At 56.3% G+C, this 23,573-nt stretch carries 20 protein-coding genes; 12 read left to right on the top strand and 8 right to left on the bottom strand.

The window, feature by feature from the left end; all coding sequences use genetic code 11:
* Nucleotides 1-4 precede the first annotated feature (4 nt).
* The 4 genes from BJF95_RS06380 to thrC form a co-directional block, all read right to left on the bottom strand.
* Nucleotides 5-3,019 carry an EAL domain-containing protein gene (locus BJF95_RS06380; protein ID WP_245297244.1) on the bottom strand — a complete coding sequence of 1,005 codons (3,015 nt, stop codon included), beginning with the start codon at nt 3,017-3,019 and terminating at the stop codon, nt 5-7.
* The gene (locus tag BJF95_RS06375) at nt 3,016-3,630 is read right to left on the bottom strand and encodes a GNAT family N-acetyltransferase (RefSeq protein WP_075638621.1); all 615 of its coding nucleotides are present in this window, start codon (nt 3,628-3,630) and stop codon (nt 3,016-3,018) included. The genes BJF95_RS06380 and BJF95_RS06375 overlap by 4 nt, the downstream gene beginning before the upstream one ends.
* 129 nt (nt 3,631-3,759) lie before the next feature.
* Nucleotides 3,760-5,064: a M16 family metallopeptidase gene (locus tag BJF95_RS06370; RefSeq protein ID WP_075638620.1), complete on the bottom strand. Its 1,305-nt coding sequence runs from the start codon at nt 5,062-5,064 to the stop codon at nt 3,760-3,762.
* 20 nt (nt 5,065-5,084) lie between these two features.
* On the bottom strand, nt 5,085-6,482 hold the full coding sequence (gene thrC / locus BJF95_RS06365; RefSeq protein WP_075638883.1) for a threonine synthase: 1,398 nt from the start codon (nt 6,480-6,482) through the stop codon (nt 5,085-5,087).
* 348 nt (nt 6,483-6,830) lie between these two features.
* Here thrC and BJF95_RS06360 point away from each other — a divergent pair, with 348 nt between their 5' ends.
* Nucleotides 6,831-7,424, top strand: a complete 594-nt coding sequence (locus tag BJF95_RS06360) for a hypothetical protein (RefSeq protein ID WP_075638619.1) — start codon at nt 6,831-6,833, stop codon at nt 7,422-7,424.
* Nucleotides 7,425-7,491: 67 nt separating this feature from the next.
* Here the strand turns inward: BJF95_RS06360 and BJF95_RS06355 are convergent, their stop codons facing one another.
* On the bottom strand, nt 7,492-8,181 hold the full coding sequence (locus BJF95_RS06355; protein ID WP_075638882.1) for an HAD family hydrolase: 690 nt from the start codon (nt 8,179-8,181) through the stop codon (nt 7,492-7,494).
* Between the two features lie 133 nt (nt 8,182-8,314).
* Here BJF95_RS06355 and BJF95_RS06350 point away from each other — a divergent pair, with 133 nt between their 5' ends.
* The 6 genes from BJF95_RS06350 to BJF95_RS06325 all read left to right on the top strand — a co-directional run bounded on the left by BJF95_RS06350 (nt 8,315) and on the right by BJF95_RS06325 (nt 14,795).
* Nucleotides 8,315-8,983: a GntR family transcriptional regulator gene (locus BJF95_RS06350; RefSeq protein ID WP_075638881.1), complete on the top strand. Its 669-nt coding sequence runs from the start codon at nt 8,315-8,317 to the stop codon at nt 8,981-8,983.
* A gap of 16 nt (nt 8,984-8,999) precedes the next feature.
* Nucleotides 9,000-9,428 (top strand): DUF1284 domain-containing protein, encoded by a 429-nt coding sequence (locus tag BJF95_RS06345; protein WP_075638880.1) that lies wholly within the window; start codon nt 9,000-9,002, stop codon nt 9,426-9,428.
* Between the two features lie 466 nt (nt 9,429-9,894).
* On the top strand, nt 9,895-10,521 hold the full coding sequence (locus tag BJF95_RS06340) for a DUF1062 domain-containing protein (RefSeq protein ID WP_075638618.1): 627 nt from the start codon (nt 9,895-9,897) through the stop codon (nt 10,519-10,521).
* 408 nt (nt 10,522-10,929) lie between these two features.
* Nucleotides 10,930-12,060 carry a site-specific DNA-methyltransferase gene (locus tag BJF95_RS06335; protein WP_075638617.1) on the top strand — a complete coding sequence of 377 codons (1,131 nt, stop codon included), beginning with the start codon at nt 10,930-10,932 and terminating at the stop codon, nt 12,058-12,060.
* Between the two features lie 199 nt (nt 12,061-12,259).
* Nucleotides 12,260-14,128 (top strand): O-linked N-acetylglucosamine transferase, SPINDLY family protein, encoded by a 1,869-nt coding sequence (locus tag BJF95_RS06330; protein WP_075638616.1) that lies wholly within the window; start codon nt 12,260-12,262, stop codon nt 14,126-14,128.
* 61 nt (nt 14,129-14,189) lie between these two features.
* Nucleotides 14,190-14,795 (top strand): pyridoxamine 5'-phosphate oxidase family protein, encoded by a 606-nt coding sequence (locus BJF95_RS06325; protein ID WP_075638615.1) that lies wholly within the window; start codon nt 14,190-14,192, stop codon nt 14,793-14,795.
* A 47-nt stretch (nt 14,796-14,842) separates the two neighbouring features.
* On the opposite strand, the gene BJF95_RS06320 is transcribed toward BJF95_RS06325, so the two are convergent.
* Genes BJF95_RS06320 through mutY form a run of 3 tightly spaced genes read right to left on the bottom strand, consistent with a single transcriptional unit; the run spans nt 14,843 to nt 16,860 of the window.
* A complete protein-coding gene (locus BJF95_RS06320) occupies nt 14,843-15,136 on the bottom strand; it encodes a putative quinol monooxygenase (RefSeq protein WP_075638614.1) in 294 nt (97 codons plus the stop codon).
* Complete coding sequence (locus tag BJF95_RS06315; protein ID WP_075638613.1) at nt 15,133-15,744, bottom strand: HAD family hydrolase; 612 nt, start codon at nt 15,742-15,744, stop codon at nt 15,133-15,135. Before BJF95_RS06315 ends, BJF95_RS06320 begins: the two co-directional genes overlap by 4 nt.
* 3 nt (nt 15,745-15,747) lie before the next feature.
* The gene (gene mutY, locus BJF95_RS06310) at nt 15,748-16,860 is read right to left on the bottom strand and encodes an A/G-specific adenine glycosylase (protein WP_245297243.1); all 1,113 of its coding nucleotides are present in this window, start codon (nt 16,858-16,860) and stop codon (nt 15,748-15,750) included.
* Between the two features lie 88 nt (nt 16,861-16,948).
* Between mutY and BJF95_RS06305 the strand changes: the two genes are divergently transcribed.
* The 5 genes from BJF95_RS06305 (at nt 16,949) to BJF95_RS06285 (ending at nt 23,258) form a co-directional block, all read left to right on the top strand.
* The gene (locus BJF95_RS06305; RefSeq protein WP_075638612.1) at nt 16,949-17,737 is read left to right on the top strand and encodes a glycosyltransferase family 25 protein; all 789 of its coding nucleotides are present in this window, start codon (nt 16,949-16,951) and stop codon (nt 17,735-17,737) included.
* Nucleotides 17,738-17,845: 108 nt separating this feature from the next.
* Nucleotides 17,846-18,352: a DUF721 domain-containing protein gene (locus tag BJF95_RS06300; RefSeq protein WP_083638743.1), complete on the top strand. Its 507-nt coding sequence runs from the start codon at nt 17,846-17,848 to the stop codon at nt 18,350-18,352.
* A 166-nt stretch (nt 18,353-18,518) separates the two neighbouring features.
* A complete protein-coding gene (locus BJF95_RS06295) occupies nt 18,519-19,202 on the top strand; it encodes a DsbA family protein (protein ID WP_075638611.1) in 684 nt (227 codons plus the stop codon).
* 93 nt (nt 19,203-19,295) lie between these two features.
* Nucleotides 19,296-22,757, top strand: coding sequence for a chromosome segregation protein SMC (gene smc / locus BJF95_RS06290; RefSeq protein ID WP_075638877.1), 3,462 nt, complete (start codon nt 19,296-19,298; stop codon nt 22,755-22,757).
* 81 nt (nt 22,758-22,838) lie between these two features.
* Complete coding sequence (locus tag BJF95_RS06285) at nt 22,839-23,258, top strand: Ivy family c-type lysozyme inhibitor (protein WP_075638610.1); 420 nt, start codon at nt 22,839-22,841, stop codon at nt 23,256-23,258.
* The last annotated feature ends 315 nt before the right edge of the window (nt 23,259-23,573 follow it).

The following is a 23,573-nucleotide window of genomic DNA, read 5'->3' as shown; positions in this document are numbered from 1 at the left end:
CTGCCTACACCTTCTTCGCCCGCTGCTGCTGCTCTTTCAGCAGGCGTGCAATGGCATCGGCTCCGACTGGCGCACCATAGAGGAAGCTTTGGCCATAGGTGCAGCCCATGCCGGCCAGTTCCGTGCCGTCTTCGTCGGTGGCAACGCCTTCGGCCACCACATTCATGCCCATTTGCGTGGCCATGGAGATCACCGAGCGCAGCACGATATCGCGGTGCTGGCTCTCGGCAGTCACCAATTCTCTGTCCAGCTTCAACGTGTCAAACGGGAAGCGGGTGAGATAGGAAAGTGAGGAATAGCCGGTGCCGAAATCGTCCAGCGCCAAGCTTATGCCGGTGTCTTTCAACTTGGTCAGCACCAGCCGCGCCTGTTCGGGGTTTTCCACCACCACAGACTCGGTCAATTCCAGCTTCAACTGCTTGGGATCACACTCGATGCGGCCAAGAAGGGCGCGAATGTCGCTGTAGAGCGAATTGTTGATCAATTGCGCGCTGGACAGATTAACCGAGACAAAGATCGGCATTTTGCCAAGCTGTTTTTCCCATTCCATCAAATCCGTGGCGGCCCGCTCCAGCGCAAACATGCCAAGTGGCATGATCAACTCGCAACTTTCCGCCAGCGGAATAAATTCAAGCGGCGAGACGGTGCCGCGCTTGGGGTGCTCCCAGCGCATCAGCGCCTCAAAGCCCGCCAATTCGCCATTGGTCAGGTGCACAATCGGCTGATACACCATGGTCAATTCGCCACGCTCAATGGCGCGGTGCAGATCGGTTTCCAATTGCAGCTTGTCGGACGTGTTGTCGCGGAAGGCGGGGCGGAAGGGCTCCACCTTGTTGCCACCGCCGCGCTTGGCGCGATACATCGCCAGTTCCGCATCGGCCAACAGACCCAGCGCACTTTCCTGCTGATCCACCCAGGACACCAGACCAATCGAGGCGGTGAGATTGATTTCCCGGTTGGAGAAATTGATCGGCACCATAATTGCCTTGCTGATCGCATCGGCAAAATCCGCAACGCGGGCCGGGTCACGCTCAGACGTCAGGATCAGCCCAAACTGATCGCCATAGAGCCGCGCCAGCGTGTCTTGCGGCTTCAAAAGGCGGCGCAAGCGACGGGTGAGCGCAATGAGAATGTTGTCACCTGCCGAAATGCCGTGCTTGTCGTTGATGCGCCCATAATCATCAATGTCGATGATCATCACGGTCGGGCGCACGGCGTCTGACGATGTGGCAACCGTCAGCAGGGTTTGCAGCCGGTCCAGAAATACCCCGCGGTTGGGAAGGCCGGTGAGATTGTCGTTGATTGCATCCTGAAGCAGGCGGTCAACGGTGTTTTTCTGCTCGGTGCAATCGGCAATCGTGCCAATGCAGCGAATAATCTCGCCATTGGCTCCCAGTACGGGCCGGGCGCGAATGTGCAGCCAATGGAAATGGCCATCATCGGCGCGGATGCGGAATTCGTGGTTCAAGCGACCGCGCTTATGCTCCAACAGCACATCGAGCGTGGCGCGAAAACGGTCGCGGTCATCGGGATGCAGATTGGGCAGCCAGTTGCGCACGGCCCCATGCAGCGCGCCAGACGATAGGCCGAGCTTGGAGGAAATATCGGGAATGGTGACGACGCGATCACGCGCCACATCCCAATCCCACACCGTTTCGCCTGCACCGGTCAGCGCCAGAGATTGTCGCTCCAGATCCGAAAACAGGCCTTGATTAAATGAGCTGCCAGAGAATGCGTGCTGCATGACGGTAAAGCCGATCAGCAACACAATCAGCACCAGGGCGCCGCCGTGGGCTGGCTGGATAATGTCGTTGGACAGCCGCCCCGTGACGGTCATCCAACCGGCAATCAGCCACAGAATGATCAATGTCCACGTCGGCACCAGCAAAATGGCGCGGTCATAGCGGTTAAAGCCGAGATAGATGATCAGCACGATACCGGCGGTGGCGGTGAGCGCAAAGGACAGGCGGGCAATGCCTGCCGCAATTGACGGATCATAGATCGCCACGCCAAACAGCAGTGCCAGGCCAACCACCCAGGCAAAAGTGACATAGCCCAGATGCACATGCCATCGATTGAGATTGAGATAGGTAAACAGGAAAATCACAAAGCTCGACGCCAGCGCCACCTCGGTGCCCGCGCGCCATATCTGCTCGCTGCTGGCGGTGATGGTGATCAATTTGCTCAAAAAGCCAAAATCAACGCAGACATAGGCCAAAACCGCCCAAGCCAGTGCCGCCGCTGCCGGCAGCATGGAGGTGCCGCGCACCACAAACAAAATGGTCAGGAACACGGCCAGAAGACCGGCAATGCCCAGCACAATGCCGCGATAGAGCGTAAAGGCGTTGATGGTATCCTTGTAGGCATTCGGCTCCCACAGATAGAGCTGCGGCAGTTTTGGCGTGGCAAGCTCGGCCACAAAGGTCACGACAGCGCCGGGGTTGAGCGTGATGCGAAACACATCGGCATCATCGCTGGGCAGGCGGTCGAGCGAAAAGCCTTCGCTGGGGGTGATGGAAATAATCCGCTGCGAGCCGAGGTCAGGCCAGAACACCTTGGAATTCACCAGACGATAATGGGGTGCCACAATCACCCGTTCCAGCTGCTCATCCGACACATTGGCCAGCGCAAACACCGCCCAGTCGCCCTGATGGGCAGGCGATGAGGCCCGCACCTCGATGCGGCGGCGGATGCCGTCATTGCCAGCGGCGGTGGACACCTGAAACGCTTCGCCGCGATTAAGGTCGATCTCGGTGGTTTTGGTCAGATCCACCGCGGTGTCATCGCGCGAGATCTTCACCGGCTCAATGGCGCTGGCCTGTGATGTTGGCAGCGCGGCACACACAACGATCAAAAGCACGAACCAGGCGATAAAACCTAAGCTCACACGGGAATGAATAGACCTGCGAAATGGCGCGGTAAGGCCATCACGGCCAGCAAACTGTAAAAACAATCGTTTCAGCCTCTCGTTGGAAGGGTGAAGCGCCTTGGCGAACACGGTATGCGAAGAAGTGGTCATGAATAAAGCTTTTTACTGGGCTGTATATCCGACGGCACCAGCAAAGAGTAAAGTGCATGATCGCGCCATTCGCCATTTATATTGAGGTATCCGCGCAAAAGACCCTCCCGTTCAAAACCAGCACTTTCGAGTAGTCGAATACTCTTGTGATTATCTGGAATACAAGCCGCCTCAATCCGATGCAACTCGAGTTCCTTGAAGATATAGGGTATTGCCAATTGAAGTGCGGCAAACATATGGCCTTGACCGGCAAAAGGCTGACCCATCCAGTAACCAATCATGCAGGCCTGCGAGACGCCGCGACGAATAAGCCCGATGGTCAACCCGCCCAGCAGGGTTTCATCCGATTGGCGAAACAGAAAAAGCGGGATGGCAAGGCCTGAGGAATATTCCTGTGTATTGCGGATCACCCGTGTGCGAAACGCACTTTCGGTCAGCTCATCCGGCCGCCAGAGCGGCTCCCAGGGTTGCAGGAAGGCGCGGCTCTCGGAGCGCAGCTTGTACCATTGGTTATAGTCGCTGTTGCGGGGCAGGCGCAAAAAATGGGTGTTGTCGCGCAAATGCGGGCTATCCGGCTGGCGGGATAAAAACCGAAAGACTGACCGTGTCATGCGCCCCCCATCGGCAGGTCATTGTGAAAGGCATCGAGCCCGATGCGGAAGAGTTATAACCATCCCTCTTGAAAGGCTGTCGTGTGTGCGTGCAAGGCTGCAAAATCGACAGCCTCGCACCCGGATAATTTAAAACCGTGCCGCAGTCTTCATCGATGGATTGTTAATCCCGGCCAGGGCATCGACAATATCGCTCATGGGTGCCAGCTTTTCGACCGGCCCAATGGCTGAAATGGTTGGCGCGCCTTCAAAGAACAATCGTCCGGCAAGATCCGTCAATCGATCCACGGTAATGCCTTCAAGCCGTTCCATCAGCTCGGTATTGGAGATGGAGCGACCATAGAGCATCATCTGGCGGGCAATCTGGCCTGCGCGGGCGGCCGGGCTTTCCTGCCCCATCAGCAATTGGGCGCGGATCTGGGCGCGGGAACGGTTGATTTCCTGCTGCTCGATTTTTTCGGCCGATTTGTGCAATTCCTGGATAATCACCGGCACCAGTTCCGGCAGGTTGTCTCCGCCGGTTGCGGCATGAATGCCGAAAATGCCCGTGTCAGAAAAGCCCCAATGGAAAGCATAGACCGAATAACACAGGCCACGAAATTCACGTACTTCCTGAAACAGCCGCGATGACATGCCGCCGCCCAGAATATTGGCCAGAATCTGCGAGGCATAAAAATCGCGCATATGATAGGCGCGGCCTTCAAAGCCCAGCAGCAATTGCGTGTCCATCAAATCGCGGGTTTCGCGCACGTCGCCGCCGGTGTAGCGGGCAGGGGTCACAATCGGCGAGATGGTTGGTTTGGTCGGCACCGAGGCAAAGCGCTCAGCGACCTGGCGCACAAAACTGTCGTGATCAACCGCGCCCGCCGCCACCACAAACATGCGATCGGTGGTGTAATTGCGCGCAAGATAGGCGCGGATCTGGTCGCTGGTAAAACTCTCGACCGTTTCGGGCGTGCCAAGAATGCAGCGGCCAAGGGTTTGATCGAAAAACGCGGTTTCGGCAAAGCGGTCAAACACCACATCATCCGGCGTGTCGCAGGCCGCACCGATCTCTTGCAAAATGACGTGTTTTTCGCGGATCAATTCTTCGTCATCAAACACCGATTCGGTCAAAATATCGGCCAGAATGTCCACCGCCAGCGGCACGTCATCTTTCAAAACACGCGCATAGTAGGATGTGGTTTCTGTTGATGTGGCGGCATTCAGCTCGCCGCCCACATTTTCAATCTCTTCGGCAATCTGGCGGGCCGTGCGGCGTTTTGTGCCTTTAAAGGCCATATGCTCAAGCAAATGGGCAATGCCGTGTTCATCTTGCGTTTCATCTCGCGAGCCGGATTTGACCCATACGCCGAGCGCCACGCTCTCAAGATGCGGCATTTTTTCGGTTACGACCGTTAAACCCGAAGGTAGCCGGGTGCATTCAACATTCATTGTCTGTCTTTCTGCGTTTCTCAACGGCCAGCCCGCGCATGCGTGCGGATGAAGTTTTCCACCGCGCTCAGGTCATTGGCCAGAATATCAAAACGCTCCTCCCTGTCCATCAGGTCAGAAAGCCACGTTGGAAGCGCGGGGTCAATACCTGACGCTGATTTCACCGCCGCCGGGAACTTGGCCGGATGGGCGGTGGCCAGCGTCACCATCGGGCTTTGTGGCTTTTCATGCTTTGCGGCAACCGCCACGCCGCAAGCGGTATGGGGATCAAGAAGATAGCCGGTAGCAGCCAGCGTATCCTTGATGGTCTTGGCCACGTCTTTTTCGGTGGCGCGGCCAGCGCGGAACACTTTTTTGATCTCTTTCAAAACGTCGGGCTTGATCTCAAACGCGCCGGATTGGCCAAGGCTTGCCATCTGGCCGCGGATTTCGCCCGCATCCCGACCGGAAACTTCAAACAGCAAACGCTCGAAATTCGACGAGATCTGAATGTCCATGGATGGCGAGGTGGTGGCCTTGACGCCCTTCATTTCATAGCGCCCGGTTTTTAATGTGCGGGCCAGAATGTCATTGTCATTGGTGGCAATCACCAGCTTGTCGATGGGCAAGCCCATTTCGCGGGCCACATAGCCCGCAAAAATATCGCCAAAATTGCCGGTTGGGACGGTGAACGAGATTTTGCGATCCGGCCCGCCCAAGGAGAGCGAGGCGGTGAAATAATAGACCACCTGCGCCATGATTCTGGCCCAGTTGATGGAGTTGACGCCCGAAAGCCCGACCTCATCGCGGAAGGCGACGTGGTTGAACATGGCTTTCACCAGGTTCTGGCAATCATCAAAATTGCCCTCAAGGGCCACAGCATGGACATTGTCAGCCTTGGAGGTGGTCATCTGGCGCTGCTGCACCGGCGAGACCTTGCCATGGGGAAACAGAATGAAAATATCGACATTGGCCAGACCGGCAAAGGCATCAATGGCCGCTCCACCGGTGTCGCCGGAGGTGGCACCAACAATGGTGGCACGCTGGCCGCGGGCGCTGAGCACATGGTCCATCAGGCGGCCCAGCAATTGCATGGCCACATCCTTGAACGCCAGTGTGGTGCCGTGAAACAGCTCGAGAATGTAGGAGTTTGGCCCGGTCTGCACCAAGGGGGCAATGGCAGGGTGGCGGAAGGTGGCGTAAGCATCATCAATCATCTGGCGCATGGCATCATCGGCAATTTCGCCATCGACAAAAGGCTTCAAAACCGCAAAGGCGACCTCCTGATAGCTTTTGCCGCGCAAGGCCTTGATGTCACGCTTGCTCAACTTCGGCCATGTTTTGGGCAGATACAGGCCGCCATCACGGGCAAGACCTGCCAAAAGCGCATCACAAAAGCCGAGAGCGGGTGCCTCGCCGCGAGTGGAAATGAAGTCCATGCCGAATATCCTTGGTCTAAAACTCAAACGCGATCCGCAACGACCAGCAATTTTGCGCGGCTTTTTGCAAATTGTGACAAAGCCATCAATGCTGGATCGATTTTTTTCCGCGCCGCTGGTATAGACCATCGCGAACAGTTAAGGAAAGGCCTGATTGCTGCATAATTCCGGAAACCCGAAGCGGTTTGCGGATCAATTACGCAGCAAATAGGAAGTGTTACAGCAAAGCTTTGTGCACCCTTAGGGACGCACGGCGCTGTAAAAGCCGATTTTCTGATTTGTGTCGGTTTGAAGCCGGTGCGGTCCAGACGTGATAATGCAGAGCAATGATACAGAAGGTGTGATCCGGTGTTTCAAAATGTCGTGCGCGGCGCAGCCGCCCTGTCCTTGGCCGCTATCCTTGCTGGCTGCAGTACCAGCGGTTCCGGTGGTGGTGGCCTGTTTGGTACAAGCAGCCCGGCACCCGCCACAGCGGCCGCACCTGCGGGGGCTGTTGTGCAGGGCGTTTGCCCAAGAGTGGTGTTGAATGACGATTCGTCCTATTACCGCACCTATGCCAAATCAGGCAGCAAGGATGATCAGGATGTGGTGTTTCAGGCGTCCTTGGCCGAAACAACCCGCGCCTGCATGCAATCTGACACCGGCATGACCATCAAGGCGCAGGTGGCCGGACGTTTGATTGCCGGGCCGCAAGGCCATGCTGGCACCTTGTCCATGCCCATTCGCGTGCAGGTGAAGGATGGCGATCAGGTGCTGGTCAACGAGTTGGTGCCCTTTAGTGCCACGCTGGCAAGTGCAGATCAGCCGGTGCAGTTCCTGTTCAGCAAGGACATTTCGCTCGCCGCCAATCCATCTGCCACCACACAGGTTGTTGTTGGGTTCGATCAAGGTGCGGCAAAAGTAGCACCGAACAAAACCCACTCGAAAAAGCGGCATAAGTAAAATTGGGGCAGGATGCCGTTTGCGGCATCCTGCCTATTTATTACAGTGGCTCGCGCCACTTAGCCTATTACAGTGGCCCGTGCCACTCGGCCATGGCAGCCACCACGGCGGGCAGATCCATCATGCGTGAAATCACGGTCTCGGCGCCTGCATCGGTCAGCCGGTCGGCATGGGATGGGTAGGTGTGGGACGCGCCGGTAAAACCAATCACCCGCATGCCCGCCGCACGGCCAGCTTCAACGCCATGCACGCTGTCTTCCACCACCAGGCATTTTTTCGGATCGACTCCAAATTGGGCGGCACCATGCAGATAGATATCGGGCTTTGGCTTGACGCGCTCAGCCCCCAAATCCTTGGCGGAATAGATATGTGGGGCAAACGCTTCTTTCAGGCCCACTTTGGTCAGCATCATATCCAGCCGCGCCGATGACGAGTTGGAGCAGATGCAACGCGGCGTCGTCAAACGCGACAGGGCAAACACCACGCCTTCGATGATCTTGACTTCGCGGGCCAGTCGCTGGTCCAGCAAGCTTTCCGATTTGTCGATCAGGCTGGCAGACAGTGGAATGTCCACTTCTTTTTCAATGCTGAGCAGAATGTTTTTCCATGTCATGCCCGCAAAGCGCTCGCCCATTTCTTCGACTGAAATCGGATAACCCGCTTCGGTCAGCAATTTGGACTCGACCTTGGCGGCAATGATTTCAGAATCAACGAGCACACCATCGCAATCGAAAAGGATAAGGTCGAAACCGGCCATGAGCAAAAACATCCTGCGCTATATCAAAGGCCGCTTGCTACACGAAGATGCCCAAAAGAACAATTCCTGTTGCATGCTCTGGCAGCAGTGCAATGTCTCGACAAATCGCCCGCTTGGACGTAATCAGAAGATCATGACCAAAGGTAAAGATGACACAATTGCCGCAAAGATTGCGCGTGTGCTGGCCGGACGCATTGTGCGCGGCGAGTTGCAGCCCGGCATGCGGCTGGCGCAGGACCACATAGCGGAAGAATTTGCCGCCAGCCACGTGCCCGTGCGCGAAGCGTTTCGCCGTCTTGAAGCGCAAGGCTTGGCCGTGAGCCTGCCGCGCCGCGGTGTGCGTGTGGCAAGCTTTGATCTCAAGCAGGTGCGGGAAGTGGCCGATATGCGCGCCGCCCTCGAAGTGCTGGCGCTGAAACACGCAGCCCCAAACCTGACCCCGGCTATTTTGGCGGAAGCCGAAGCCGCCACCAATGAGTGCGATGTGGCCGACAATGTGGAAAGTTGGGAAGCCGCCAACCGACGCTTCCACCGCCTGATCATTTCCACCTGCGACATGCCAAGACTGCTGAGTGCCATTGATGATCTGCATGCGGTGAGTGCTCGGTTTTTGCTGGCTGGCTGGCAAAGTGGCTGGGAGCGCCAGACCGACCACGACCATCAGGCGATTTTGAAAGCATTGCGCCAAGGGGCGGTGCAGGATGCCTGCACGATATTGGAACGCCACGTAGGCCGCATTGGCCGCGCACCCCCGTCACGGATCGGTGACAAGCAATCGGAACGCTTTGCGATTGTTGGCTGAGGAAACAGGCGTTGTCATGACAGTTCGGCTCAGGCCTCACCACTTGCTGTGCATGCTGACCTTTGTGGGCAAAGGCTATACGCCGGATTTTGTTGAAAATTATCATGCTGTTGCCAAGCGCTTGAGTGCTGGCGAAGCCATTATGATCGTTGAGGGGCCGGATGACCTGTGCCAGCCCTTGACCCATGCTGCGGATGCCCATTGCTTCGGTGAAAGTGTTAACGGGCGTGATCGTCAGGCAGCAAGTGCCGTGAGTGCGTTGCTACAGCAACCGGTTGCTCCCGACACAATGATTGTGCCGGATGCGGCCCTGCTTGCACGCCTGCGGCAGGCGTTTTCCGATGGCTCTGTGCGCAGGGGCTGTTCAGGCTGCGAGTGGTCCGGCCTTTGTGATGGGGTTGCCAGCAGTGGTTATGCGGAGGCATTGATCGTATCTTGCGAATGAAAACGTTTGTCAGGTAAAACCGGCTTCCATTTCCCCTGACAAACTCTAAACCCTCTTTCGTATGGCGCGTCTCGTCCACAGGTGGAGAGATTGTGCCTTCATCACATAGTTGCATAAAAGTCCCAATGTAGTAGCTTTCAGTTTAGAAATGCAACGAGGGGCTTTAATTCGCAACGATCTCTTGTTATTGCTGCAGTTGAAGAGTGTTGGCGCATTGAGGTAGACTTTGCCTAAGTAAATACCGGTCTCATCCAGTTTCACCCGTACTGCCGGATAGCAACATGCTGTCGGCGTATATTCATGTTCATCGGGTGGTGGCGAGAGACCGGTTTGGCATTGTTAAAATGTGCCATGTGCAGCTCCGCTGTCTCAGCTCTTCAGCCGCCCAGAACATCGCCACGCCGTGCCCGTTAGGGTTTTCTCATGCACCATCTTGGTGGACTTCCGAACGGAAGACCAAGACGATATGTGCAATATACTTCGGGTCCGATGGACCGTCATTCCTCAAATAGCTCCCCAGCCTTGGATTGCGTGCAGCGGATGTGGGTGCCTGAGAGCCTTTCAATCCAGCGGCAAAATCCGGCTCAACGCCAACGGTCGCAAGCTTGATGCGTGGCTTATCTACAAGTGCCTGACCTGCGAAAAGACATGGAACAGGCCGATCTTTGAGCGGCAAAATGTCCGCGACATCGATCCTGTTGTTATGGAAGCGCTACAGTCCAACGATCCGCAGTGGATCCGGGCGGAAACATTCAACCTTGAAGCTCTGAGGCGCAAGTCGCAGCGTGTCGATGAGTTTTCGGAGGTTGATATCGAAAAAGTGCTTCTCCACGAAGCTGATAATTGGACGAAATTGGAGGTAGAGCTGGTGGTTCCATTTCCAACGAGCATACGCCTCGACCGTCTACTGGCGTTAGAGTTGAGAGTTTCGCGTTCTCGGCTCCAAACACTTCATGACGGTGGTATGCTTCAGGCCAATTCTGACCGCGCCAACGTCCTGCGGCGGCGTATCAAAACTGGTCTGCAGGTTACGATTGACCTCTCCCACGAAGCCGAACGAGAGCAGTTGTGGAGGCCATTCGCCACGAGTTAGACCGATGTGGCCCAATCACGGAGGCTTGAAGCCTCGACCTTCGTGATTTCACGTTTCTGTCTCAGCGGAGATTCTGATTCTATTCTACAATTATCTCAAAGGGGATCGACAAGGGGCAGGGGGTAACCGGCAGATAAAATCCATATCTCGTGCGAATGGTTCAATTTGAATCTGAAAGCCCTTCGTAACAGTCGTTGAAAACGGCTGTTACGATTTTACCCTCAAATATCGCATGGTCTTTCTGCATTTGAGATATTCAAAGCTCTTGAGGGCGTGGATGCGCTTGTATCGTCGAGTCTGGACTATAATTCGTCAATATCTGGGACGGCGTTCAGCATTTGGTAACCAAGTTCGGTAACCATAAGGCCATTCCAATTGTGCTGCGTCAGCGTAACCAGTGAGTATCCCATGGCTTCTGTCTTCCCGATCGCCGATCTCCGTCGTTCTACCGATCCTTTTGCCTGGATGAACAGCATCATCAAAGGCGATTGCGTTTCCGCGCTGGAGGCTTTGCCGGATCAGTCGGTGGATGTGATTTTTGCAGATCCACCGTATAATCTGCAACTCGGCGGCATGCTCCACAGGCCGGATCAGTCCGTTGTCGACGCCGTGGATGATGAATGGGACCAGTTTGCCTCTTTTGATGCCTATGATGCCTTCACACGCGCCTGGTTGTTGGCGTGCAGGCGCGTGTTGAAGCCCCATGGCACTATTTGGGTGATTGGCTCTTACCACAATATTTTCCGGGTCGGCGCGACCCTTCAGGATCTCAATTTCTGGATTCTGAACGATATTGTCTGGCGCAAGACCAACCCCATGCCCAATTTCAAAGGTCGTCGTTTTCAAAACGCCCATGAAACGATGATCTGGGCATCGCGCGATGCGAAAGCCAAGAGCTACACCTTCAATTACGATGCATTGAAGGCCTCCAATGATGATGTGCAAATGCGCTCGGATTGGCTGTTTCCGATCTGCTCGGGCGGCGAGCGCCTCAAGGGCGATGATGGCAAGAAAATTCATCCGACCCAAAAGCCGGAAGCCTTGCTGGCGCGTATCATTTTGGCATCCACCAAGGCCGGCGATGTGATTCTCGATCCGTTTTTTGGCTCTGGCACCACCGGTGCCGTGGCCAAGCGCTTGGGCCGCAACTTTGTCGGCATTGAGCGCGAGCAGGATTACATTGATGCGGCGTCTGCCCGCATTGATGCGGTTGAGCCTTTGGGCAAAATCGAGTTGACCGTGATGACCGGCAAAAAGACCGAGCCGCGCGTTGCTTTCAACACCTTGCTCGACAGCGGCTTGCTGAAGCCTGGTCAGGTGCTGTCGTGCGAAAAGCGCAAGCATTCGGCCATTGTGCGCGCCGATGGCACGCTGGTGTCTGGCACCGAGGCTGGCTCCATCCACCGCGTTGGTGCGCGGGTGCGGGGGCTGGATGCCTGCAATGGCTGGACGTTCTGGCATTTTGAAGATCAGGGCAAGCTGAAGCCGATTGATGATCTGCGCAGCATTATTCGAGCAGATATGGCAAAATTATCGTAAATATTGACAGAATTTTAAGGACTTACCGCTACCCTGGCATTCTTCATCGGAAAGGTATTGCGTCCCGGTGAAGTCACGAGGCCCGAAACGGAAAACGTTTCGGGCCTCATGCTTTTTAAAGCTGAATTCTTTTCATGATCCTACAGCCTGGGGCAAGTCTGCCTGTCTATCTGCTTCTCCCCAGCAGAGGGAGCAGATTGTGACGGCATTGTATCATCAGGCGCGGAAGGAATATGAGGAAGGTGCCTATGATCAGGCGCTGTCCACGATTTCTGCCCTGTTGCAGCCGGAACCAAGCCATGCTGATGCCTATATTCTGGCCGCCAGCATTTTTGAGCAAAAAGGCAATCTGCTTGAAGCCGCCCGGCTGTTTGAAGACGTGATTGATCTCACGCCCTCCTTGAAGCGGGAAGTGGCGTTTCGCGCCTGCCAATATTATATGGATCACAATCAGCCGGACCGTGCTTTGGTAGCGCTTTTGAAGCTGCACCAGCATTTGCCCGATGATGTGGATGTCAATCACTCCATTTGCAGCCTTTATCGCGAAGCAAGCCTCTATCCTGATGCGCTGCCTTTTGCTGAAAAGCTGGTGGAGATTGGCCGCGATTTCGACAATTGGCTGAATGCGGGCATGGTTTTGCTCGGCACTGGCCATGTTGAAAAAGCATTTCCGGTGCTTAAAGCCGCCTATCAGGCAAACCCTACTGAGCGTCTGGTTCTGACAGAACTGTTTTGGTGCGCGATCAGCCTGTGCGAGTTTGAGCTGGCCAACAAGTTGCAGGCCCAGTTGGAACAGGCCTATGCCACTGACGGCGAGCGGCCTGATATTCGCGAAAACGTCTTTCGCTCGCTGCACTGGTCTGGTGATGAAGCCTACCATGTGTTCAGCGCCATCCGCACCGCCGAAACCCGGATGAGCAAAGTTGCGCCGCCCATCGCCTATCGGCCAAAAGCGGGCCGCCGCTTGCGCATTGGGTATGTCTCCTGCGATTTTTATGACCATGCCACCATGCTGTTGCTGGCCGGTGTGTTAGAGGGGCACAACAAAGAGCGGTTTGAGGTCTATGGCCTGTGCCACACGCCTGCGCATTTGCGCAAAGGCCCCATGCGGCAGCGGTTTTTGGATGCCGTCGACCATTATGTCGATCTTTTGCCTCTGGATGATGATGCGGCAGAAGCCGTCATTCTTGGGCTGGATCTGGATATTCTGATTGATCTCAAGGGCTTTACCTTTGGCAATCGGCTCAACCTGTTTTGCCGCAGGCCCGCCCCTGTGCAAGTGTCTTACCTTGGCTTTCCCGGCAGCGTTATCGGTGTGGGCATTGATTATGCCATTGCCGATCGCTTTGTGGTGCCGCCAGCATCCGAGCCGTTTTATGCCGAGAAAATCATTCGCCTGCCCAATAGCTATCAAGCCAATGACAGCAAGCGCATGCAGGTGATGCGCGATGGTCCGCGCAGCCAGCACGGTTTGCCGGAAGAGGGCGTGGTGTTTTGCTCGTTCAACCAGACGGTCAAGCTGCGGCATCACGTGTTTCAGCGCTGGATGGATATCCTGAACGCGGTGGATGGCTCGGTGCTGTGGTTGCTGGATATGCGCCCCATCGTGAAGCAAAACCTGTGGGCGGAAGCTGCCAAAATGGGCGTTGATCCGTCTCGCATTATCTTCGCTGAAAAGAAATCGATGTCGGAGCATCTCAAACGCCTTTGTTATGCCGATATTGCCCTCGACACATCCCCTTGTAATGGTCATACCACCACGGCGGATGCGCTGTGGGCCGGTGTGCCGGTGGTGACCTTCAAGGGAACCAGTTTTGCCTCGCGCGTCAGCGAGAGCCTTTTAAACGCCGTCGGTCTCGCTGAGCTGGTGGCTGACGATATTGACGAATTCGGTCGCCTGGCGATCGATCTGGCGCAGGATGAAGTCCGCCAATTTCACCTGCGCCAGCACCTTATTGAGGCGCGCACCAGCGCACCGCTGTTTGACACCGCACGTTTTGCCCGCGATTTCGAGGCCGCTCTGGAAGAGATCTGCGAAGATGCGGCAAAAGCGGCCGTGGCAGCCTGATCGGGCTTGCCCTCTAGCTTCAATGCCATGATACTCCCGGCGATTGATTGGGAGAGATGCAATGACCATCACGACTTTGGAGCAGTTGAGCGCAATTTACGGACCGGTGAAGGAAACCTCACGGGCCAAGGAAATTGCCCATCTGAATGATGATTACGCGGCTTTTGTCAAAGCCTCACCCTTCATCTTGTTGGCTACCGTTGGGCCGGAGGGTACAGATTGCTCTCCCAAAGGTGATGCACCGGGCTTTGTGCAGATCATTGATGAGAAAACCGTGGCCATCCCGGATCGGCCCGGCAACAACCGGATCGACAATCTCAACAATATCATTGCCGATAGTCGCGTCTCGCTGCTGTTCCTCATCCCAGGCGTTGGCGAAACCTTGCGCATCAATGGTCACGCCAGCATCACGGCGGATGCATCCATGCTGGAGAGGTTTGCAGTCGATGGCAAACTGCCGCGCACCGTTATTCTGGTGACCATCAACAGCGTCTATTTCCACTGCGCCAAAGCCATTGTGCGCTCCAAACTCTGGGACCCAAGCCTGTATGTGGAGCGCACCAGCCTGCCGTCGGCGGGCCAGATCATGAAAAATATCATCAAGGATTTTGATGGCGAGGCCTATGATCGGGATTTGCCAGCACGGACCAAAGCGACGCTGTATTGATCATGCAAAATGCCGTGCGTTTTAGAAATCGCACGGCATTGTCGCCGTTATGCAGCCGCCTCAGCCCGGATGGTGTAATCGCGTGGGATTCCGACGGTGATGGTAAACCAGTCGGAGGCCTTGGTGCGAGCTTGATGTGCGTCGAAGGCGGCCTGATTGACAAAGACCTCTGCGACCAAAAAGCGTCCCGCAATGGTAGGGCAGGGTTGAACCTCAAAGGATAGGCATCCCGGTTCTGCCCGTGTGAGTGCGATATGCACAGGCAAAGCTGCGGTGACAGATGCGATCCGATCCGTTGGAACATCAATATGGCCGTTCAGGAAAACTTTCGCGTCGCTCATTTCAGAACTCCAAAGGCCGTCAAATCATCGCGTAGCATTTCCGGGCTGGTAAATTGCACCGCCTGCCAGCCCGCAGCTTTCGCGCCCTCCACATTGACCATGGTATCATCAATGAAAATCGTGTGGGCCGTGTCCAGATCAAAATCCTTGGCGTGGCGGTGATAAATTGCCACATCCGGTTTGATCAGGCCAACCTCGCCAGACACGGTAATGCCACGGGTGGTGTTGAGAAAGGGATACATTTCTCTGGCCTCGACAAAAGTGTCAGCAGCAAAATTGGTCAGCATGGTCACATCATGCCCGGCATCAATCAGGCCCTTGAATAGGGCAACGGTGCCTTCATAGGCATGAGGCACCATCTCGCGCCAATGTTTGCGAAAGGCGCGGATATGCTCTGCACGATCTGGATATTGGGCAATCAACAGCGCTTCGGCGTCTGCCCACTCGCGGCCCCGGTCCTGCTCGATGTTCCAATCATGGGTGCAGATGGTGTCGAAAAACCATTTGCGTTCAGCGGCGTCGGGAATGATCCGGCTAAAGGGCAAATTCGGGTCGTAATGAATCAGAACCTTGCCAATATCAAAAACAATATGCCGGATCTCAGTCATGCCTTATCCCTTTTCTGGTGTGAAGGCTTGAGGAATAGCCTGTGTTATGGCTTTTTTCATCACCGTTGGCAGGGCTTGCGCATCAAGATTTGCAAGCGGCTCCCACCATCCGTGATTGCTGGTGTTGGCAGTGATGTTATCGGCACGAAACACCGAGAGCCGAAGCTCGAAATGGGTAAACACATGGGTGATCACGCCGCAAGCTCGCCAATCGGCGGCCATCGGCGCGCTGGCGTCGGTGTGGTCGCCATCAATGCGCGAGGTCCACTCGGTGGTCGGCACCTCGGTCATGCCGCCCAGCAAGCCCTTGTCTTCGCGCTTGCGCAGCAAAATCCGGTTTTGATCATCCAGCGCAATATAGGCCGCCCCCAGCCGCACGGGCTTTGCTTTTTTGGCCGCTTTGACCGGAAAATGCTCAGGGTCATGGAGTTTCAGCGCCAGACATTCGCCATTGAAAGGACAGAGCACGCAGGCTGGTCGCTTGGGCGTGCAAATGGTGGCTCCCAGATCCATCATCGCTTGGGCAAAATCACCCGGTCTGTCCTTGGGGGTGATCATCGCAACTTTTGCCTTGATCAGCGGCTTGGCTCCCGGCATGGCATCGGTAATGGCAAACAGCCGGGTGATGACCCGCTCGACATTGCCATCCACCACGGCCGCCTGTCGGTTAAAGGCAATGGCGGCAACAGCGGCGCTTGTGTAATCACCAATGCCCGGCAGGGCGCGCAACGCCTCTTCGGTATCAGGGAATATGCCATTGTGGTCAGCGGCCACCGCTTCGGCGCATTTTTTCAAGTTCCGGGCGCGCGCATAATAGCCGAGGCCCGCCCAGGCGGCCATCACCTCTTCGGTGGGCGCATTGGCAAGATCGACAACGGTTGGCCAGCGGGCGAGGAATTTCTGAAAATAAGGTTTGACCGCCTGCACCGTGGTTTGTTGCAACATCACCTCGGAGAGCCACACATGATAAGGATCAGCCGATTGACCGCGCGCTGCCATGGGGGGCGAGATGCGCCAGGGAAGATCACGATGGTGGCGATCATACCAACCCAGCAGCAATTTGTTGTGATATGTCATTTTTACATGCCGCATTGATGTGGCCATAGGAATAGCCATATATGTCTCCCGACTGTCTATAGCATGCTGTTGCGAAACAAAAGTGCTACGGGCGGGTTCGTTTATGCTGTAATCTGGTGCTTTGCTGATGTCCTTTGATGGCCAATTGCCTATTTATGTTATTAATCTCGCCCGTTCGGTTGAGCGTTGGCAGGCCATAGAGCAATCGGCTTTGGCGCATCAACTGACTCTCACGCGCGTGGATGCGGTGGATGGTCACACAATCAAGCGCGAAGATTGGCAGGATTTTGATGTGGGCGAATTTGGCCGCCGCAACGGTCGTACGGCGCTTGCGGGCGAATATGGCTGCTACATGAGCCACCTGCACGCCATCGAGGCTTTTGTGCAAAGTGGCATGCCAGCGGGCGTGATTTTGGAAGACGATGTAGAACTGGTTGCTGATTTCGATGCAAAAGTCAGAGCAATTTTGGCCAGTTTGCCGCAAAATTCCTTGGTCAAACTGGTGCATTATCGCCTTGGTGGCTTTTTGAAAGTGGCTGATGTTTATAGCGGCATCCGAGTCGGGGCCTGCGCTTTTGGCCCCGAAGGCTCGGCGGCCGCCTATGCGCTCACCCGCAGTGCTGCAATCAAATTGCTCAAAGCGCTCAAGCCCATGTCTTTGCCCTATGATGTGGCGCTGGGCAGAGGCTGGGCCAATGGCGTTCGGGTCTATAATGTCACCGACAACGTTCTGCCGATGTTTCAAGGGGGCAATTCACCGTCCAATATTGTTGTCGGCACGGATTATGGCCAGCTGAAGTGGAAGAAATGGCGGCGGATTCCGGCCTATCTTTTCCGGATATGCGAAGACCTGCGGCGTATTGTTCATGCCGGCGTTTGCTGGGTGTTTCCCGCCCGCTCAAAAGCCAAGCTGTAGGCTGCACAGTTTTGGATTTAACCGATTCCGATTTTGGCAGTTTTGGTTTATAATGGCATCAACGGCATGCGTTGTCATCTCGATAAAGCAGATTGCCGAGCCAAGCGGATGGATGATGTGAAGGCTTACAGGCGCGGTGCCGCCCAGATTGCAGAGCTGACCAACCGGATCATTGATCCGGTGATTGCGCGTCGCGCTGGCATCAACACCGCACTCTTGTCATCCTGGGATGACATTGCCGGAGCCGATTTTGCCGATTGCACCCGGCCAGAAAAAATCGCCTGGCCAAGGCGTGATTATGCCGGACAGGATGCAGGCCACCGTGCGGGCGTGCTGACCATTGCTTGCGAAGGCGCGCGCGCGCTGTTTCTCAACCATGCCCAAGGCGAGTTGCTGGCGCGCATCAATGGCTTTTTTGGTTATCACGCCATTGGCCAGATCCGCATTGTGCAAAAGCCGGTGTCGGACACGGCAAAACATCGGCGTGGCCCACCAAGGCTGGACGCCGTGCAAACCAAGCGCTTGCAAAAAATGACCGAAGGTATTGAGAGCGACAATTTGAAAAAAGCCATTGAGCGCCTTGGCCGCGCCGTTTTGGCCGCCAAGAAGGCGTGACAGGCACGCGGTCTGCAGCGCCTCATGCCGACATGACCAATTTGTCATTTGAAATAGCGTTGAAATTTCGCCACATAGCTTTGAGAGCAATAAAGTGGCTGGCTTGCAACCTCACGTGAGCCGCTATAAGCGTCTGTAGTGTTATTCTTTTGAAGCGGGTGTCTCGATGTCGAATTTTGAACTGAACCTCACCAAGCGCCATTTGTTGGCCGGTCTTGCGACAGCCGCCACAGGTGCTGCCGTTGCAAGCCTCGCAAGCCCTGCTTTGGCCGCCGTCGAGGTGCCCAAATCTGACCGCAGCGTCGATATGGCAGCCGTCCTCAAGCCCGGTGAACTGCCAGAGCAGGCGCTGGGCAAGCCTGATGCGCCGGTGAAGATCGTTGAATATTTCTCGATGACCTGCCCGCACTGCGCGCATTTCCACGAGGTCACCTTCGACGCCATCAAGACAAAATACATCGATACGGGCAAGGTTTATTTCGTGTTCCGCGAATTCCCGTTCGATCCTGCGGCAACGGCTGCCTTCATGCTGGCGCGTTGCGCCCCGCCTGAGCAATATTATCCGTTTATCACCATGTTCTTGAAGCAGCAGCGCGCCTGGGCCGCCCCAAGTGATGGCGATGTGCGCAATGCCATGCTGCAAATGTCGAAAATGGCCGGTTTCACACAGGAAAGCTTCCAGGCTTGCCTGACCAACACCAAGCTGGCTGGCGAAGTGACGGCTGTGCGTGATCGTGGTGCCAAGGACTTCGGTGTCAATTCCACGCCAACTTTCATTATTAACGGCAAGGTCTATACAGGGGATATGCCGGTTGATTCCATGTCGGCCCTTATTGATAGCTTCCTTTAATCCGACGTTTCTGTTTAAAACGGGTGACGGCGAAAGCCGTGCGCCCGTTTTTTCGTTTGGCCCATGCCAAGCGTTTTGCCTGCAGGTCCCATCATGAAGTTTACCAAGCTGCGTGTGGTTGGCTTCAAATCCTTCGTTGAGCCAACGGAATTTATGATTGAGCGAGGTCTCACCGGCGTTGTCGGGCCAAATGGCTGTGGCAAGTCCAATCTGGTGGAATCGCTGCGCTGGGTGATGGGCGAAAACTCCTATAAAAATATGCGCGCATCCGGCATGGATGACGTGATTTTTTCAGGCTCTGGCAATCGTCCGGCCCGCAACTCTGCCGAAGTTGGCCTGTTTCTCGACAATTCCAATCGCACCGCACCGGCTGCCTTCAACGACAGTGATGAAATTCAGGTCACGCGCCGCATTGAGCGTGAAAACGGCTCGGTCTATCGCATCAATGGCAAGGAAGCCCGCGCCAAGGATGTGCAATTGCTGTTTGCTGATGCCTCTACCGGCGCGCGCTCGCCCTCCATGGTCGGGCAGGGGCGCATTGGGGAGCTTATTCAGGCAAAGCCGCAAGCGCGGCGGCAATTGCTGGAAGAGGCCGCTGGCATTTCCGGCCTGCATTCGCGCCGCCACGAGGCCGAGCTGCGGCTGCGGGCTGCGGAGACCAATCTGGAACGGCTGGAAGATATTGTTGCCCAGCTGGAAAGCCAGATTGAAAGCCTGAAACGTCAGGCCCGCCAGGCCAACCGCTTTAAAATGCTTTCGGCTGATATTCGCGCCCGCGATGCCATGTTGCTACACATTCGCTGGACAGAGGCAAAGCTTGCTGAAGCGGAGGCAGAAACTGCTTTGAATGAAGCCACCTCGCTGGTGGCCGAGCGCGCGCAAGCCCAGATGGAAGCGGCCAAAGCTCAGGCCATTGCCAGCCTGAAACTACCCGAATTGCGCGACAATGAAGTCAAGGCTGCAGCCGCGGTGCAGCGGCTGCAAATCGCCCGCACCCAGCTGGAAGAAGATGCCGGACGCTTGTTCAAGCGTCGTGATGAATTGACTAGGCGTTTGACCCAATTGGATGAGGACATTCGCCGCGAGGAGCGGTTGGTGGCTGACAATGCCCAGGTTCTTGACCGGTTGACTGCTGAAGAAGCCGAGCTGGAAGAGGTTTTGGCGGAAAGCGGACGCGAGGCTGATGATCTGCGCATAGCCTTTGAAGAGGCATCTGACAGCTTAACCGAGACAGAAAAGCGCTTTGCGGCAATCACCGCCGAGCGGGCCGAAGCGGCAGCCGGTCGCAACCAGCTGGAGCGCGCCCTTCGTGATCTGGCGGAAAAACGCCTGCGGCTGGATCGGCAAGCCGATGATGCCAACCGCGAGCTGGAGGCTGTGGCCGAAAAGCTTGCAGCCCTGCCGGATCCGGAGGAAAAGCGTGAGGCGGTGGAAGCGGGCGAATATGCGGCGGAAGAGGCGGAAAGCTCTGTTATCGACGCCGAAGAGCGCCTGAGCGATGCGCGGCGGGCGGAAAGCCTGGCGCGCGGGCCGGTGGATGCGGCGCGCTCCAAGCTGGCGGCACTGGAAACCGAAGCCAAGACCATTGCCAAAATGCTGTCGTCATCGGCAACAGCGGGCGAATTTTCGCCGGTCGCCGATGAGCTGACAGTCGAGCGCGGCTTTGAAACAGCGGTGGGTGCCGCCCTTGGTGATGATCTGGAAAGCCCGCTGGATGCGCGCGCCCCCGCCCATTGGGCGATGCCCGGACCCCATGCGGATGATGCGGCACTGCCTTCGGACATTTCGCCGCTCAGCAGCTATGTGCAGGCCCCGGATGCGTTGTTGCGCCGTCTGAAACAGATTGGCGTGACAGACGCGCAGACGGCAGCGCGTTTGATGCCGAGTCTCAAGCCCGGCCAACGGCTGGTGACCAAAGAAGGGGCCGTCTATCGCTGGGATGGGCATATCACCGGCTCGGAAGCGCCCAGCGCTGCGGCGTTGCGATTGGCGCAGAAAAACCGCTTAGCGGAATTGGAGATGGAAGCCGAGGAAGCCCGCTTTGCGCTGGATGAAGCAGAAGAGGGGCTTGCTGCGGCGAAAGATGTAATCACCCAGACCGAAACTGTGCTGACGGAGCGGCGGGAGCGGCAAAAGCTGGTGCTGCGGCAAGTGGCCGAAGCGCGCGATGCCTTGAGTGCGGCGGAACGTGCCTCAGGTGATCTGTTGCGCCGCCGTGCGGTGGTGGAAGAGGCCGTGAACGGTCTGCGTGCCCAGATTGACGAGGCCGATGGATTGGCCGAGGAGGCGCAGATTGCTTTGGCCGATCAGGCTGACCTCACCGCTCTTGACGGACAATTGCAGCAATTGCAGATGGAGGTGGCCACAGGCCGTGGCATGGTGGCCGAAGCCCGCGCCCGCCATGAGGGTTTTGCCCGCGAAAGCGATCAACGCCAGCGGCGCATCATGGCCATTCGTCAGGAACGGCAGAGCTGGCAGGACCGTGCCAAAAGTGCCGGTGAGCATATTGCCACCCTGAAAGACCGCGAAGCCGAGGCCCGCGATGAAATGATGGATCTGGATGCTGCCCCCGACGAGTTTGATGAAAAGCGCAGGCTTTTGATCGATGAGCTGGAAAAGGCCGATGCGGCCCGACGTGCGGCGGCAGATGTGCTGGCTGAGGCTGAAACCACCCAGCGCGAGGCCGATCAATTGGCGGCGACAGCACTTTCAAGCCTGGCCGAGAGCCGCGAGCGCCGGGGCAGGGCCGAGGAGCGGTTGTTGTCGGCACGCGAGCGGCGCAAGGATGGGGAATTGCGCATTCAGGAGGCCCTGAATGTCACGCCGCAGGAGGCGTTTCGTCTCACCGGCTTGAAGCCAGACGATGCGATACCCGATCTGCGCGAGGTTGAGCGCGAGCTGGACCGGCTGAAAATGGAGCGCGAACGGCTCGGTGCTGTCAATCTTCGTGCCGATGAAGAGCAGAAAGAATTGTCCGATAAGCTGGCGGCGCTGATCAAGGAGCGCGATGACATTATCGATGCCATCAAAAAACTGCGCGGCGCAATCCAGAGCCTCAACCGTGAAGGTCGGGAACGGCTGGTGGCCGCTTTTGATGTGGTCAATGCCCAGTTCCAGCGCTTGTTTACTCACCTGTTCAATGGCGGCACGGCCGAATTGCAGCTGATTGAGAGCGACGATCCGCTGGATGCGGGTCTTGAAATTCTCGCCCGCCCGCCCGGCAAAAAGCCGCAGACCATGACGCTGCTCTCGGGTGGCGAGCAGGCCTTGACGGCGATGGCGCTGATTTTTGCGGTGTTTCTCACCAATCCAGCCCCGATCTGCGTGCTGGACGAGGTGGATGCACCGCTGGATGACCACAATGTCGAGCGCTATTGCAATCTGATGGACGAAATGGCGGGCTCGACCGAGACCCGTTTTGTCATCATCACTCACAATCCGATCACCATGGCCCGCATGAACCGTCTGTTTGGCGTGACCATGGCCGAGCAGGGGGTATCGCAACTGGTGTCGGTGGATTTGCAAACGGCAGAACAGTTGATCGAGGTTGCCTAGATGTGAGCATCGGCTGAAAAGTGGGAACCGGTTTTCAGATAAATCCGATGCGTAAACAGAGCCTAAGCACAGGAGCGCAGGATGGTACAAAGATGGACGTCTCTGGTGGTGGTTGCCTGTATGATGGCGGCTCCAGCCTTCGCGCAAAGCCTCTCCGGTCAGTTTCTGGCGCAAATTGTGCAAACCTCCAAGCCGCATAAAGATGCTTTGAAAGCGCTGGTCTATGGTCGGCAGGGCATTCCGCCATGGGTGCTCAATATGGTCAATCGCGACGATTATGTTGGTTTGGCCTCGGTGGAAATTCCAGTTGATGGCAAGCCGATGCAGCTGTTTTATGCCTGCGAAGCCAAGCGTTGCAATCAAAGTGCCATTCGGGTGCTGTTTTCAAAAGATGGCAAGCACGTGGTCATGCGTGTCAACGACGACCGCCTGGGCGAAACCTATCTCGGCAAACCAACGGCGGCCGAAAAGACCGCGCTGGACCGCAATCCAGGCGCGTAATTCTGCGCAACATCAGAAGCCTGAAGTTTTATTTCTTCCAAAGAATGTCGTTTAAAACATTGGTTTTGCTGCCTTTATAGTCATGAAGCGCAGGGCTTTCGCATGCACATCGCTGTGGGCGGTATTTTGGGAAATGTGCGCGCCTGCCAATTGCTAAATGTCAAAACAGATAGTAAGTTATACGTACTTTATGGATGTTGATAATAGCCGTGTCAGTCGCCGTTGGCTGGACGTTCTGCTGCCTAACAGCAGTAAAATATCAGCTCTGTGGATTTTCAGGGGCGACCGAACGCGAGGAGGCAGACGGTCAGCATC

The organism is Rhizobium oryziradicis (assembly GCF_001939045.1).
Taxonomy (GTDB): domain Bacteria; phylum Pseudomonadota; class Alphaproteobacteria; order Rhizobiales; family Rhizobiaceae; genus Allorhizobium; species Allorhizobium oryziradicis.
This window is presented reverse-complemented; position numbering and strand designations above follow the sequence as displayed.